Annotated in this window: 12 protein-coding genes; 5 read left to right on the top strand and 7 right to left on the bottom strand. The window is 74.0% G+C overall.

Annotation, left to right across the window (positions count from 1 at the left end; translation table 11 throughout):
• Window positions 1-25: 25 nt before the first annotated feature.
• The 3 genes from RND61_RS30060 (at window position 26) to RND61_RS30050 (ending at window position 2,925) form a co-directional block, all read left to right on the top strand.
• On the top strand, window positions 26-1,279 hold the full coding sequence (locus tag RND61_RS30060) for a poly(ethylene terephthalate) hydrolase family protein (protein ID WP_315881316.1): 1,254 nt from the start codon (window positions 26-28) through the stop codon (window positions 1,277-1,279).
• Window positions 1,280-1,987: 708 nt separating this feature from the next.
• The gene (locus RND61_RS30055; RefSeq protein ID WP_315881315.1) at window positions 1,988-2,197 is read left to right on the top strand and encodes a hypothetical protein; all 210 of its coding nucleotides are present in this window, start codon (window positions 1,988-1,990) and stop codon (window positions 2,195-2,197) included.
• A gap of 116 nt (window positions 2,198-2,313) precedes the next feature.
• On the top strand, window positions 2,314-2,925 hold the full coding sequence (locus tag RND61_RS30050) for a restriction endonuclease (protein ID WP_315881314.1): 612 nt from the start codon (window positions 2,314-2,316) through the stop codon (window positions 2,923-2,925).
• 69 nt (window positions 2,926-2,994) lie between these two features.
• Here RND61_RS30050 and RND61_RS30045 read toward each other — a convergent pair whose 3' ends face one another.
• From RND61_RS30045 to RND61_RS30030, 4 genes are all read right to left on the bottom strand, one after another.
• The gene (locus RND61_RS30045; RefSeq protein WP_315881313.1) at window positions 2,995-3,243 is read right to left on the bottom strand and encodes a hypothetical protein; all 249 of its coding nucleotides are present in this window, start codon (window positions 3,241-3,243) and stop codon (window positions 2,995-2,997) included.
• A gap of 338 nt (window positions 3,244-3,581) precedes the next feature.
• Complete coding sequence (locus tag RND61_RS30040) at window positions 3,582-4,385, bottom strand: phosphodiesterase (protein WP_315881312.1); 804 nt, start codon at window positions 4,383-4,385, stop codon at window positions 3,582-3,584.
• A 576-nt stretch (window positions 4,386-4,961) separates the two neighbouring features.
• The gene (locus tag RND61_RS30035; protein ID WP_315881311.1) at window positions 4,962-5,216 is read right to left on the bottom strand and encodes a hypothetical protein; all 255 of its coding nucleotides are present in this window, start codon (window positions 5,214-5,216) and stop codon (window positions 4,962-4,964) included.
• Window positions 5,217-5,603: 387 nt separating this feature from the next.
• Window positions 5,604-6,524, bottom strand: coding sequence for a hypothetical protein (locus RND61_RS30030; RefSeq protein WP_315881310.1), 921 nt, complete (start codon window positions 6,522-6,524; stop codon window positions 5,604-5,606).
• Between the two features lie 752 nt (window positions 6,525-7,276).
• Between RND61_RS30030 and tap the strand changes: the two genes are divergently transcribed.
• Together tap and tpg are read left to right on the top strand one after the other, a co-directional pair.
• Complete coding sequence (tap, locus tag RND61_RS30025) at window positions 7,277-9,424, top strand: telomere-associated protein Tap (RefSeq protein ID WP_315881309.1); 2,148 nt, start codon at window positions 7,277-7,279, stop codon at window positions 9,422-9,424.
• 60 nt (window positions 9,425-9,484) lie between these two features.
• On the top strand, window positions 9,485-10,039 hold the full coding sequence (gene tpg, locus RND61_RS30020) for a telomere-protecting terminal protein Tpg (RefSeq protein ID WP_315881308.1): 555 nt from the start codon (window positions 9,485-9,487) through the stop codon (window positions 10,037-10,039).
• Here the strand turns inward: tpg and RND61_RS30015 are convergent.
• From RND61_RS30015 to RND61_RS30005, 3 genes are all read right to left on the bottom strand, one after another.
• On the bottom strand, window positions 10,031-10,705 hold the full coding sequence (locus tag RND61_RS30015; protein ID WP_315881307.1) for a helix-turn-helix domain-containing protein: 675 nt from the start codon (window positions 10,703-10,705) through the stop codon (window positions 10,031-10,033). The two genes, tpg and RND61_RS30015, sit on opposite strands and share 9 nt — an antisense overlap.
• 28 nt (window positions 10,706-10,733) lie before the next feature.
• Window positions 10,734-10,991, bottom strand: a complete 258-nt coding sequence (locus RND61_RS30010) for a hypothetical protein (protein ID WP_315881306.1) — start codon at window positions 10,989-10,991, stop codon at window positions 10,734-10,736.
• A gap of 476 nt (window positions 10,992-11,467) precedes the next feature.
• Entirely contained in the window at window positions 11,468-13,015 is a 1,548-nt protein-coding gene (locus tag RND61_RS30005; protein WP_315881305.1) for a carboxylesterase/lipase family protein, read from the bottom strand.
• Window positions 13,016-13,408 lie beyond the last annotated feature (393 nt).

Genomic DNA, 13,408 nt, shown 5'->3' with positions numbered 1-13,408 from the left:
CCGGCGCGGTCAGAAGGGATCAGCCATGCCAACTCGCCTCGGCCTGCGCCTGCTCGGCGCGGCCACCGCCGGCCTCATCGCAACGGGCATCACCGGCGCACTCTCCGGCCCGGCCTCCGCCGCCACCCGCGTCTACAGCGAGAACTTCTCCTCCGGGCTCGGGACCTTCACCTCCACCGGTCCCGTCAGCACCGCCACGGGGGCGGCGCGGCTGAGCGGCTCACTGCTCACCGACCCGTCCCTCACCTCCGCGCCCATCGCCCTGGCCGGCTACAACGGCATCTCGGTGTCGTACGCCCGTACCGCGTCCGGGCTCGACCTCGGCGAGGCGTTCACGGTCGCCTACTCCGTCGACGGCGGCGCGTTCACCACGCTCGAGTCCTCGCGCACCGCCTCGGGCACGGCCTCGTTCCACCTGCCCTCGTCGGTCGACGGCCGCACCGTGCGGCTCCGCTTCTCGCTGGACGCCGGCAGCGCGCTGGAGACGCTGACCGTCGACGACGTCCTCGTCCAGGCGGCGGGCGGCGGGGACGGCGGACCGACCGACCCGCCGGGCGGAACGCTGCCCCCGGTGACCGACGTGACCGCGCCGGGGCCTTACGCGGTGACCGTCGACACGACCGCCGGTCCCGGCAACGACGGGTGGCTGGTGCACCCGGCGAACGCCGGCCAGAACGGCGTGGACCACCCGGTCCTCGTCTGGGGTCCCGGCGCGGGTTCCGATCCCGCCGCCTACGAGGACATGCTGCGCCAGTGGGCCTCGCACGGGTTCGTCGTCTACAGCGAGGTCTCCTCCAGCAGCGGCGACTACATGGTCGACGCCCTGGACTGGATCGAGGAGCAGAACGCGACCCCGAGCAGTCCGCTGTACCAGGACATCGACACCTCCGAGGTGGCCTTCGGCGGCCACTCCCGCGGCTCGATCGGCACCTTCGACGTGGCGGACGAGCCGCGGCTGGTGACCACGATCCACGTGGCCGGCGGCTCCTTCGACGGCAACGGGCCGGACAACCTCCGCAACCCCGCCCTGTACATCGGCGGCGACGACGACTTCGCGACCCCCAACGTGGAGCGCGACTACGCCAACACCGACGTGCCGGTGTGGTTCAACGTCCTCAACGGCACCGACCACATCGCCGCCACCCGCAACGGGCAGCACATCATCACCGCCTGGCTGCGGTGGCACCTGGCCGACGAGGAGTTCCGCCGTACGCAGGACTTCCTGCGCTCCGGCTGCACCTTCTGCGGCCTGGGCAAGACCCAGTACAAGAACTGGTGAGCGACAGAAGGGCACCGGTGGCCACCGCCGGTGCCCTTCGGTACCAGCACCCTCGCCCGCGCAGCGGACCCGACCCTCTGCCGCGGGGAAGAAGCTGTCACCCGGTGTCGTCCGCTCGGTTCCTCGGGCGCGGCCCCGCGGAACCGTCCCCGCGCCCGCGGGGAGCACCTACCCCCGGGGCTCAGACCTTCGAAGGCCGCCCGACCTGTGCCGGGCGGCCTTCAGCAGCAGGGCACCACGGGCTCGGTGCGTTCCGCGCGGGCCCGCGCCGGCGCCGACGAGCCGGTGCACCCGACCTTCCTCGAACCGGACGACGCGCCGGCCCCGATCCAGGCGTCCCGTGCCCCGGCGCTGCCGACGAGCCGTAGCCGTGTCGATCGAGGACGCCGCCCCGTACCGTGCCCGCGTCAAGCCCGTGCCGGGCGGGCCGTCCGGCACGGGTCAGGCCGCAGCGACGGGAGGCAGTGCGACGGGTGCGGTACGGCCGGAGCGCACCGCGTGAGCGCCACGCCCGGAGGCAGGGCGCGAGTCGGAGCGCCGTCTGCGGGGCGGACGGGCCGCCTTTGTGCACGGGATTCGGCCAGTGCGTCGTTTTGCTGCCATTCACCGGCAACCCGGCCCGCGCGCCGCCGCGGGTCCGTTACACAAGGACACCGGGATGGGCGTCCTCACGGTGGGGACGGCCGTGGAGTGGGTGGGGGCCGGCGGTTGTTGACGATCAACGTGGCGGTGCTGCTCGCGGTCATCGTGGTGCTCCGGTTGCGCCGGCGTACCGAGGCGCGCAGTCGACGCGACGAGAAGCTGACCGTGGTCATCGTCCTGGCGCTCGGTGTGCTGCTCGCCCCGACCGCGGTGGGCCAGGGGATCGCGGACGTCCTGGGCCAGTTGGCGGGCGGCGTCACGCAGGCCGGCCGGTGAGCCCCCGTACGCGCAAGGGCCGGGCGTCGGCGGCCAGGCGTTCGCCGGCACGGCGTACCCGCACGCCCAACGGGAGGCGGCGCCCAGGCACGGAGGACCGGCTGATCGGCCTCTGCGTGGCCGCGGTCTTCGCCGTCGCCGTGATGGTGGCCGTCGTGAACTGGCTGCTGGCCCACTGGTGGGTCCTGGTCGCCGTCGGCGTCCTCGCGGCGGCGGCCGTCAGCGGCCGGTTCCACCACAAGCGGCAGCGGGCGCGGTGGGAAGCGGTCCGTGCGCAGGGTCTGCGGTACGGGCTGGCCCAGTTGGACGCCCTGCATCATGCCCGGTTCGAAGAGGCGGTACGCGACCTGATGCGCCGGGACGGCTGCCAGGACGCGATCCGCGTCGGAGGCGGCGGCGACCTGGGCGCCGACGTGAAGGCCACCGACCCCTACGGCAGGCGCTGGGTGATCCAGTGCAAACACCGCAGCAAGGGCCTCGCCGGCTCCGCCGTGGGCACCCCGGACCTCCAGGTCCTCAACGGCACCGCCCGCCAGGTCCACGGCGCCGACCTCGCGGTCATCGTCACCAACGGCCGCGTCACCGCGCCCGCAGTGGTCTTCGCCCAGCAGCAGCGCCTCCACGTGGTCGACCGCCACACCCTGGCCGCGTGGGCATCCGGCTCGCGCCCGCTGTGGGAACTGCTGCGGGCCGTCCCGCCGCCCCGCAAACCGACCTCGCTGTCCTGAACGCCGCGCGAACGCGCCGGACACCGGGAGGCCGGTCGGTCCGCCGATCCGCCCGCCCCCCGGCGCCCCTCAGGCGCCGAGCCGTGCCACGGTGGTGTCCAGACGAGCGGCCGTCTCCTCCAGGTCGTGCCGGGACGCCGTGCCGGTACCGAGCTGGTCGACGAGGTCCCGCCGGGAGACGACCTCCACGGCCCCCCGGTACCGGTCGGTGTCCAGCGCAGCGGCCGGGACGACCACGGCGGCGCCCGCGAGGACGACCAGGGTGGGGTCCTCGGCGTCGGACTCCAGCAGGTCTTCGAGCTGCTCAGGTGTGATCATGTCGGTGTGTCCTTCCGGAACGGCTTCCACGGCCGTGGCCCCGGCGCCCCTGACCTTCCGTGCGCCGGACGGCCGTGCCCATGGTCACCGAGTGCCCCGGTTGCGTCGGCCGCATGACCGGGTTCCCGGAGGACCACGCCGATCCCGCCGCGCCCGCGCCGCCGCCCCCCACGTCGGGCCCCTTCCCGGGAAGGAGGCCTACGGTCGGTGGACCGGGCCGCCCGCGTTCGCCGGGGCCGTCGACGGGGGAGCGGACACCGGGGCGCGCCTGCCCACTGGCGCGGCGTGCCCGGGTGTCCGCGCCGCGGGGAGGAGCGGTCCGTCGTGGTGAAGCGCCGTCAGCCGCTCCGGGTCCTTCCCCGGCGGCCCGCCCGCGAGCCCCGGTAGGCGGCGCGACGGACGGCGGCCAGGGTGTGGCCCGGGGCGAACCGACGGGCGCTGTGTGCGTAGACGTCGAAGCCCGGACTCTCCTCCTGCCGCAGCGACAGGGCGGTCCGTACCGTCAGCACGGCGAACGCGCGCCACGACCCGTCGGCGGTGTCGGCGCACAGGTCGAAGACGAGCGGCCCGGCGGCCAGGGCGTCGGCCAGGCTCACCGGGTCGCCGTGCACCGGCGCCTGCCGCGTACGGCGCGGAAGGGCGGCCAGGGTGCGGTGGTGGTCGCCGACCCGGTAGCGCAGCAGGCTGGAGTAGGGGCCGCCCAGGGCATCGGCGCGCGGGAGCGGCACGTGCCGGGTGATCCGGCCCCGGCCGCTGCTGGTGAGGAGCAGGTCGAGGAGGTGGTCGGGCCCGTCGGCCCGGTCCACGCGCACGGCCAGCCCGAGAGCGTCGGGCAGCCGCCGGGGCAGGCCGGCCGCTCGGGAGAGGCGGACCGTGGCGGTGTACCGCCCGGGCGCGTCGAGCCACGGCACGCTCCAGGCCCCGCCTTCGGCGTCCACGACCTCCAGATCGGCCGTGCAGGTCAGCCCGTGCGGATGCAGCGCCGGGGCCCCGCGCAGCCGGGCCAGCAGACGGAACGCCGCTTCGACCGCGGCGCCCGGCCAGCTACCCGGCGGTTTTCCCCGTCGCCCGGCGGCGGCTCCGGCGTCGCCACGCGGTGATGGGGCGGCGTTCCTCACGGACCGGACCAACCGTCCTCCCACGCCTCGCTCCTTACCCGGTTCTCGTCCTGGGGTCCCGCGGGCGCCCGGCGCGGCGACGGCCGCGGCGCCGGGGCCGCCGTACACGACCGCGACCTCGGGCACTCCGGCCCCGCCCAAGGGGCGCCTCCCTTCGTAGGACCAGCCGGGTACCCCGTACCGGGCCTCGTCAGTCCGCGCGGGGCCGGTGTCCCCGAAGGCCGCCGGCCCCGCGCGGACCGGCCGCGGGCCCCGGGCCCCTGCGCCGACACGGCCACTGCCGACTCGCCGGCCTCATGATCGGCCGCGTTCTCCCTGTTCACCGACGTTCATCGACGCATCTCCCGTGATCGGGGGTCACAGCGGACGATTCGCGGTCCCCGCCCCGGCCGGGTTGGGGCGGGTGTCGAGCGGGCCGCGCGCCGACGTCAACGTGCCCCCGTGGGGTGGGTCTGGTGTTCTCTCGTGTGGAGAGCAGGGTGTTGCCGCCGGGGCCCAGGCGACTGCGGGGGCGGGCGGTGGCCGCGGCGGCGGACCGGGGGGTCCCGTCCTGTGTCGGCGCGGTCGGCCGGGGTGGGCGGGCCGGTGTGGGGCGCGTCGCTACGAGCACGCCGCTCGGGACTCCTGGCCGGCCGCTGCTGCGGTCGGTCCGTCCGAGGCGGCGGGTGACGCCCGGGCCGCCGTGGACGTCCGCTGCTTCTCGGGGTGCTCGCCGCCGAGGCCCGGCAGCGGTTCCTCGACGCGCTGGAGCAGGCCGCGTCGCAGCTCCGCGTCTCCACCCCCGGGGTTCTCGTCCGTGGTCCACAGGCCGGCGCCGGGGCGGACCGCGCGTACGCGACCGGGCGGGGCCGCCACCGCTGCCGGGGTCGTCCGGACGGTGCCGACGCCCCGGCTGTGCTCGCCGCCCCGTCCGCCGGCCCGGCACCCGGGGGTGATGGCACGCTCGACGGTGTTCCGCTCGCGGTGGAGGACGGTGTCGCGGGTGAGGGGCGTCGGCGGCGGGCGCCGGTTCCGCGTCGGCGCGCGGGAGGGGCGGGTCGTGGTCGGGCGGGTGGGCGAAGCTCCTGGCGGACACGGACGGGCTCGGCCGTGGAGCCGTCCACCGGGAGCTCCGCCGTTCACCGCGGCCGGGAAAGGCTTTGCCGACCCGACTCGTCGGCACGTCGGAAAGGACTCGGTGCCGGTATCCGGTGCGATTCCGCGGAACCCGGACTCACGGTCCGGTGGCGTGATGTGTTCGCCTCACCGGGCGGTCCCGCTCGGCTTCTTGTTCGGGTTGTACCGGCCGGGGGAGACTTCCACGGTCGCGTCGGAGTAGAAGCCGACGGTGATGTCCTCGGTGACGGTGATGGAGGTGGGAAGACCGGCTTTGCCGAGTACGCCGTTGACGTCGTAGGCGCGGTAGCGGTGGTCTCCGTCGGCGCCCGTGTACCAGTCGCGGTGCTGGAAGGCGAGCATGCCGCTCAGAGTGGCCTGGTAGGTGATCCGGAACTTCGCCGAGCCCAGGGTGGAGAAGAGGTACGCGGTCTCCGCCGAACGCTTGGGGACGAGGCTCGAAACCGTGTCGGAGACGCCGACCGTCACCGTGCGGGTCCTGGTCTTCGTCTCGCCCCACGAATGCTCGAAACCGAAACTCGTTTCCCCGCCGACCTCTCCGCCGACCTCCGCACCGGGCGCACCGCCCTTGATCGAGATCTTGTACGTGAGCTTCTGCCCGACCGTGAACTTGTCGGTCCAGGCCCAACTGCTGCTGAAGGTGTCCGTCTTGGTGACGTTCATGGTGGTGCCGTACTGCACCGGGTGGTCCTCGTTGTTGATCCATTCCACGTGATGCGCGATGACGGGCTTGGTGGTGACCCCGACGAGGCGTGCGCTCTTCACGGTGAGCGTCGTGGTGACCGGCGGCCATGCGAAGAGGCCGTAGAGGTTGCCGTACTCCGGCTTCGCTCCACCGGTGGCCCCCTCCGGGGTGGGGCCTTTCAGCCAGTATTCGTCGGGGTTCCTCCCGACCATCTTCCCGATGGCCCCCTTGATGCGATCGGTCGCGTCGAGACCGAAAGCCTTGGCCTCGGACGCGTTGATGACGTGCTTGATGCTGCCCGTACCCACCGCTTTGCACTCACCGGGCTTCTTACTGGCCGTCAGTTGGACATGGAACGGCACGTATACCCCCTTGGTTGGTGTTTCTGCTGGCTCGGTAAGCGAGGCGCGATCACTCCGCGGGGCCCGGATTCTTCGAGAAGAGCCCTGGCCGAGTAATCGAACTTCCGTTCCTTCCGAGCAGTTGTTCGCATCATTCTCGTGACGCCAGGTCTCTTTCCCCGATCCCCTTGACCCGGCTGTGTGCGAACTCGCTCAAGGTTCCGTGGAATTGCTTTTCCCAGCAAGCGGATCGCGCGCCTTTGGCCGGAAGCCGGGCGCTCCTGGCTCGTTGACATCCGGCGGTGAACTGCCCGGTTCCCCAGAGGTTCCAGCGGACGGTTGTGGCGTGTTCTCCTCACCGATCCGGCAGTGAACGCTTCTCGTCCCGCGTGCCGGATGATCTCGATGGTGTGAACGGCGGTGACGGTGCGGTTGAGGTGCTGGAGACGCAATGGGCCTCGCGGAAGGCCCGTCGCCGGTTCGGTCGGGCGAAGGTCCGCCGGCCAGGTCCGGTCGAACGCGTCCGGGTCGTGGCCGCGAAGCGCGCCCAACGGGCCCGGGACGCGTTCCATCGAACCGAGCCGGAGCGGACCGAGTCCGAGCGGACCGGGCTGGACCGGGGAAGAGCGCGCCTGGCCGTGAGGAGCCCGGCCGCCCGCGCCCGTGCGCTCCATCCCCCCGGCCCACGCCTTCGACACTCAGGTTCGAGTTAAAGAAATGAGCTAAAGAAAAGGTTAAGTGGCTGCTAGGGTGCGGAGTGGAGGGAGAGGCGCATGGCATCCGAGGAAGAGTTGTTCGCGTCGGTCGACGCCCTGTTGGCGGAGGAGCCGCAACTGCCTCCGCCGGCGGAGCGGGCCCGGCTCCGCGAGGCGGCGGGCATCACGCAGGCCCGCCTGGCGCAGGCGCTGAAGTCGACGACGCAGACGGTGAAGAACTGGGAGAACGGCCGGAGCGAGCCGAAGCCGCCGCGCCTGGAGGCGTACCAGCGGCTGTTGAAGGGGTGGGCGGCGAAGTACCCGCCGAACGGCGCGGCCCCGGCCGCCGCACCCGCGGTCGCGCCCGTCCCGGCCGTACGGCGGCCGGACCCGGAGACGTCCCCCGGCCCCGCCGCGCCCGAGGCGGGGGCGGTCCCGGCGGCGGCGCCCGCCGTCACGGCCCCGTCGGCACCGCGGCGCCCCGAACCCCGGTCCGCCGCACCCGCCCGGCCCGCCGTGCCCGCGACGTCGCACCGCCCGGCCGGGAAGGCCACCGCGGGGCCCGCCGCGGACCCGCGCTTCCCGCACGGTCCGCTCGCCGTGCTGGACGGTGACGGCTCCGCGTACGGCGTCGACGGGATCGTGCTGGACTGCCCGGCGGCCACGGTCCCGGAACTCGTGGAGTGGGCGCTGCGCGAGTCCGGGCTCGGGGCGCCGCGCCTGCACCGCAACGGCAAGGACGCCGACCCGCTGATCGTGCTCACCGCGGCCGCCGCCGCGAAGCTCGGGCTGCCCGAGCGCCTGGAGGACCGCCGGGGCCTGCGCCTGCCGGAGGACCACCCGATGGTCAGGCAGATCGCCCGGGCGCAGTGGAAGCTCACCCGGCGCGGGTTCGGCCCGTGGGCGCGGGTCTACCGCCCCGCGCAGGCGGGGCAGCGCCAGTGCGTGCAGCTCGCCGTCCTGCCGTGGGACGCGCTCGACTCCCGCTCCTGGCCGGGCGTCGCCGACATGGAGCCGGCCGACATCGCCCGCGTCCTGGGCGTCTACGCCCGGCGCGTCATCACCCCGCGCGGGTCGACCGCCGTCTCCGGGCTGGAACTGATGACCGCGTTGCGTCCGCCGACCCGCGCCGTACAGGACCGTGCGACCGGCCAGTGGATCTCCGGCCACAACCCGGGCAGCCTCGGCACGGAGCCGGTCGACCCGGCCCCGCCGGAGGCCACCCCCGAGCACCCGGTGGCGCAGGGCTGGACGGGCGGGTTCCTGGACGAGGAGGCGTACCAGTGGGTGCGCGACGTCGACCTGCTCACCGGAGGGGAAGCGGCCCTGCCGTGGGCGGTGGGCCTGGACCTGAACACGGCGTTCCTCGCGGCCTCCTCCCGCCTGACGGTCGGCCTGTCCGGCCCGGAGCACGTGCGGCGCCCGGTGTTCGACAAGAAGGTCCCCGGAAGCTGGCTGGTGGACCTGTCCCACGTCGAACTGGACCCGCGCCTCCCCTCGCCGTTCACGCCGTCCGGCGAGCGCCCGACCGGCCCGGCCTGGTACCAGACGCACACCGTCGCCTACGCCCAGGAGCTCGGCTGGAACGTCGCCCCGGTCGAGGCGTACCTGCGGCGCGAGACCGGCGCGTACCTCGACCCGTGGCACGACCGGCTGAGGGCCGCCTACGTCGACACCCTCGCCGAGCTGGGCGTCACCAAGGACCTGACCGACGCCGAGTTCCTCGCGGCGATGGAACGGCACAGGGAGGCCGACCCGGGCCTGGCGGCGGTGCTCGCCGCCGTCAAGGCCACGATCAAGGGCGGTGTGGGCAAGCTGCGCGAGCGTCCGCAGGGCCGGCACTACCGGGACGGCGAGCGCTGGCCGGCCCTGGAGCGGCCGACCTGGCGCCCGGACATCCGGGCCGCGGTCATCTCCAAGGCGCGGGTCAACATGCACCGCAAGATGCTCAAGACGGCCGAGGCCACCGGCCTGTACCCGCTCGCGGTGCTCTCCGACTGCGTCGTCTATCCTTCGCCGGGCCGCAGCCCGCTGGACTTCCTGCCCTACAGCGCCTCCGGCAAGCCGATCCCCGGCCCCTTCCGCCTCGGCCCGTCTCCGGGCCTGGCGAAGCTGGAGGGCGTGCGGGAACTGGCCTGGGCGGTCGACCTGATGGAGCAGGGCCACAACCCGGCCCGCCACATCAAGGGCGACGGCCACGACGCGAAGTTCGACGACGGCGAGTGAGCCCCGTGCCCGTCGCCCCCGGCGGCCGGGACCGATCCCCGAAGGGAGCCGAGCACCACCATGGGAGACATCGACGACGCCTTGGAGCGCGCCGAACGGGAGGCGTTCACCCGTGAGCCGCCCAAGACCCTCAAGGGCCAGATCGGCTTCCTGCTCAAGCAGATGAAGTCCGCGAAGGCGGTCGCGGCGGAGCTCGGCGTCACGGCCGACTCGGTCAACCGCTACCGGCGCGGCGCGCGGCGGAATCCGCCCCGGGAGATCGCCGAGCGGATCGACGCCGCCGTACGGGCCCGTTGGCAGCCCCGGGTCCGCAAGCGCCGCCGCGAGCAGGCCGCCACCACCGGCGGCATCACGGTGGAGACCCGCGCACGGTTCGGCTACGCCGCGCCGATCGGCAGCACCGACGACGGCCGGATGCGCCGCCTGACCGTCCACCTCCCCCCGGCCTACGCGCAGCGCCTGTTCGACGCCCGCGAGCAGGGCGCCGGCGACCGGCGGATGCGCGCGATCGTCGCCGAAGGACTGCAGGAGGTCTACTTCAAGGACGGCGGGCGCCGCGCCGAAGACCTGCACGTCGCGTTCACCGACATCGACTACGTCGACGTCTCATTCTGAACGGACGCCTTTCCGCGAGCGCTCGTACTCCAGCCGTGCCTCCTGGACCCAGGGCGCCTCCGCGCTCCCCGACGCCTCCGCCGTTCGCACGGTGTTCAACCGGCGTGCCGCCAGCCTCTCGCTGCGGCGGACACGCCGGTAGGCGCGCACCCACAGGGGAAACGCGTGATCGGGCACCCGGCAGGCGGCCAGGAAGGCCAGCAGGCGCTCCTCCGTCGTGGGGAGCCTCTCCCGGTTCAGGATGCCGGCGAGCGTGGAGCGGGACATCGGGCCGAAGACGCGGGCGCGCCGCTTCGCCCTCCTCTCCAACTCCCGGTACGGCGGCGCGCCGGCCCGCTCGTGCGCGTCGGCCAGTACGGCACCCAGGTCGGCGGCGTCGGCCACCGTGCCGAGGTCCGGGACGTGGGTCTGGCGCCCCGGCCGCGTGGCGCGGCGGGCCGTGTTCCACAGGGCCTCGGTCTCGTCCGGGTCCATGCCGCAGGCCGTGGCGTACGCGCGGGCCGTCGGCAGCGGCGGGAGGCGTTCCCCGGCCTCGGCGCGCTGGACGGTCGCCAGGGAGCACGCGATGGCGTGCGCCACCTCGGGCCGTTCGAGGCCGCTGCGCAGCCTGCCCCGGCGCAGGTGGTGCGCGAACTCTCCCACGGGGCCGGGCGGGACCGGCTTCACGGGACGCCCCGGTCGGGGGGACACGGGTTCAGAACCGGGTCGAGCAGCGGTGCGTCCCGATGTGCGCGCGCCGCGGTCGCCGGGCCCGCGCCGTCGACAGCCGCACCACCGCCACCGCGGTCAGGCCCGCTCCGCCCAGCAGCGGCAGCAGGTCGGCCACCGGCATCCCCCCGCCCGCGAGCGCTCCCGCCACTGTGTAGATCACGATGATGACGGCGGTGTTCTCCTGCCCCGGCCGCGGCTCGGAACGCGTCGGGAACGGGCTGATGGGACGCTTCGGCAACATGGGGCTCTCCGTGACGGTGCGCAGTGCCACCGGGGCGCTCCGGCCCCGGGGCGGGATCTCAACGGGTGCATATCGGCAGCGAGTTGGCGAGCCGGACGCGGTACTCGGAATCGTGCCACCTGTCCGGTGCGCTGGTGTGCCGATTTGTTCACGACCGTCACCCGGCGGTCGGCCCGCACGGCGTACGCCCCGCCACGGCCGCGGGGGTTCCGCCCTCCGTCTGACCTCGGACGCCGCAGTCCACGCCCGGGGCCTGCGAGAACGGCACACGGGCCATTGATTCGCCCTTGTCCCGTCACGGCCGGTTGCGGCCGGGCGCCACGGGTGTCACCATCCGCTCCGACCCGGTCGGCGCCGCCAGAGGTTCAAGCAGCCGGGGGCCGACGTGCGCCGCGCCGCCCGGCCTCCCCCGGAGGGAGCGCGCGGGCCGCTGCCGCCGTGACGGCGGCAGCGGCGGGACGGGCCGTACCAGGCGGTCAGGGGGCGGGCCGGTTCCACAGGTCGCACTCGTGGTCCTGGGGGAAGGTGGTCACCGGGGTGATCGCCTCGGGGGCGAGGACCTGGACCTTCGGGAAGGGGCTCCAGCGTGGCGCGTTCGCGGCGTAGGGGATGCCGGTCTTGGCGAAGTTGGTCCAGTAGCCGAGCATCTTGTCCGACAGGGCGTTCTGGGCGGGGGTTCCGGTGACGCCACCGAAGACGTACCGGATCTCCGAGCCGTGCGGGGCGCCGATCGGGAAGCTGATCGGCATGTTCAGGTAGTCCATGGAGTGGCGGTCCGCGAACTCGTACTGGTAGGAGGGGGTGTGTTCGGCCATCAGGTCCGCGGTGCGGGACTGGAGGCAGGCGAACTGGGAGTCGGTGAGGACCGCGCCCAGGGCCTCCGCGGGCGTCCCGTGGTCCGACAGCGGGTAGCGGGCCAGGATCTCGTCGGTCCGTTCGCCGTAGAGGGCGCGGACCGCCGCCGGGTAGCCCTCGGCGGTGAGCCGGCGGCCGGCCAGGTCGTAAGTGGTCGCCACGGTGAGCCGGCCCTCGTCGGCGGTGGTGCCCTGGAGGACGGGGACCCGGTGGAACCGTCCGCTCTCCAGCGCGTCCGGCACCTGCAGCGGGAGGACCCTGCCGTCGACGTTGGGGGTCCAGCGGGCGGTGGGTCCGGCCGAGGCGGCGAGCAGCTCGTCGGCGCTCTTCGCGCGCAGGCAGGCGACGTCCGCGCAGCCCAGGGAGTCCGCCCAGGACCGGCCCCTGTTCTGCTGGGACTCCTGGGTGGGCAGGGGGAACCCGCAGCCGGACTGGGCGATGGCCCGGTCGAACAGGCCGAGCGTGCGGGGCGAGACGAGGTGGTGGCAGACGCTGCCGCCTCCCGCCGACTCGCCGAAGATCGTCACGTTGTCGGGGTCACCGCCGAACGCCGCGATGTTCTCGTGCACCCAGCGCAGGGCGGCCTGCTGGTCGAGCAGCCCGTAGTTGCCGGACAGCCCCTGCGGCGACTCCTGGGCCAGGCCCGGATGGGCGAAGTAGCCGAACGCGCCCAGTCGGTAGTTGAAGTTGACGACGACCACGTCGCCCTTGGCCGCCAGGTTGCCGCCGTCGTAGAACGTGCCGGAGCCGACGGTGAAGCCGCCGCCGTGGATCCACACCATCACCGGCCGCTTCTGGAGGGACCGCTGCGTGGGCGTGTAGACGTTCAGGTACAGGCAGTCCTCGCTCGGCGTGCCGGGTCCCGCGAGGTTGCCCCAGGGGCTGGACTGGATCTGCTGCACGCAGGGGTTGCCCGGTGTGCCGGCGTCCCGGACGCCCGACCAGCGCGCGGGCGGCGACGGCGGCCTCCACCGCAGGGAACCGGTCGGCGGTGAGGCGTAGGGGAGGCCGAGGAAGGAGTGGGCGGTCTCGCCCGCCTTCCCCCGCACCTGCCCGTACCGGGTCGTGACGGTCGGTCCCTCGGCCGCCGCGGCGGGGACGAAGGCGGTTCCGGCGATGGACAGGAGGAGGGCTCCCGACAGCACGCCGAGTTGTCGCGTCCATGACATTAACGAGCGGCTTTTCGTCAGGTGACTTCTGAGCAGGCCGGACATCGGCACCTCCGTGCGGAAGGAGAACGTCCATGAAGTCTCGTCCGCCGGCAGGCACCCGGGATCGCGTAAACCACCGGCCTCGGCCCCTGGGGCGGGTCCTGCCGCGAACCCGCCGCGGTCTCGGGCGTGCGGACCCGCGCCCGCGCCCGCGCCCGCGGACCGGGCGGGCTCACGTCCGCGGACCGGGCGGCCGGGAGCCACCGTTGAGAACGATCATCCGAATCGTCACCGCGCCACAGTAGGGCGTTTCCCGCGCGGTACGAAACGGATAACGGCGCCACACCGCCCTGCTGCCGCAACCCGGTGAACGACCCCGGCGGGAGCGGGAGTGGGAACGGGAATGGAGGC

Source organism: Streptomyces tamarix (assembly GCF_032423885.1).
In the GTDB taxonomy this organism is placed as follows: domain Bacteria; phylum Actinomycetota; class Actinomycetes; order Streptomycetales; family Streptomycetaceae; genus Streptomyces; species Streptomyces tamarix.
This window is presented reverse-complemented; position numbering and strand designations above follow the sequence as displayed.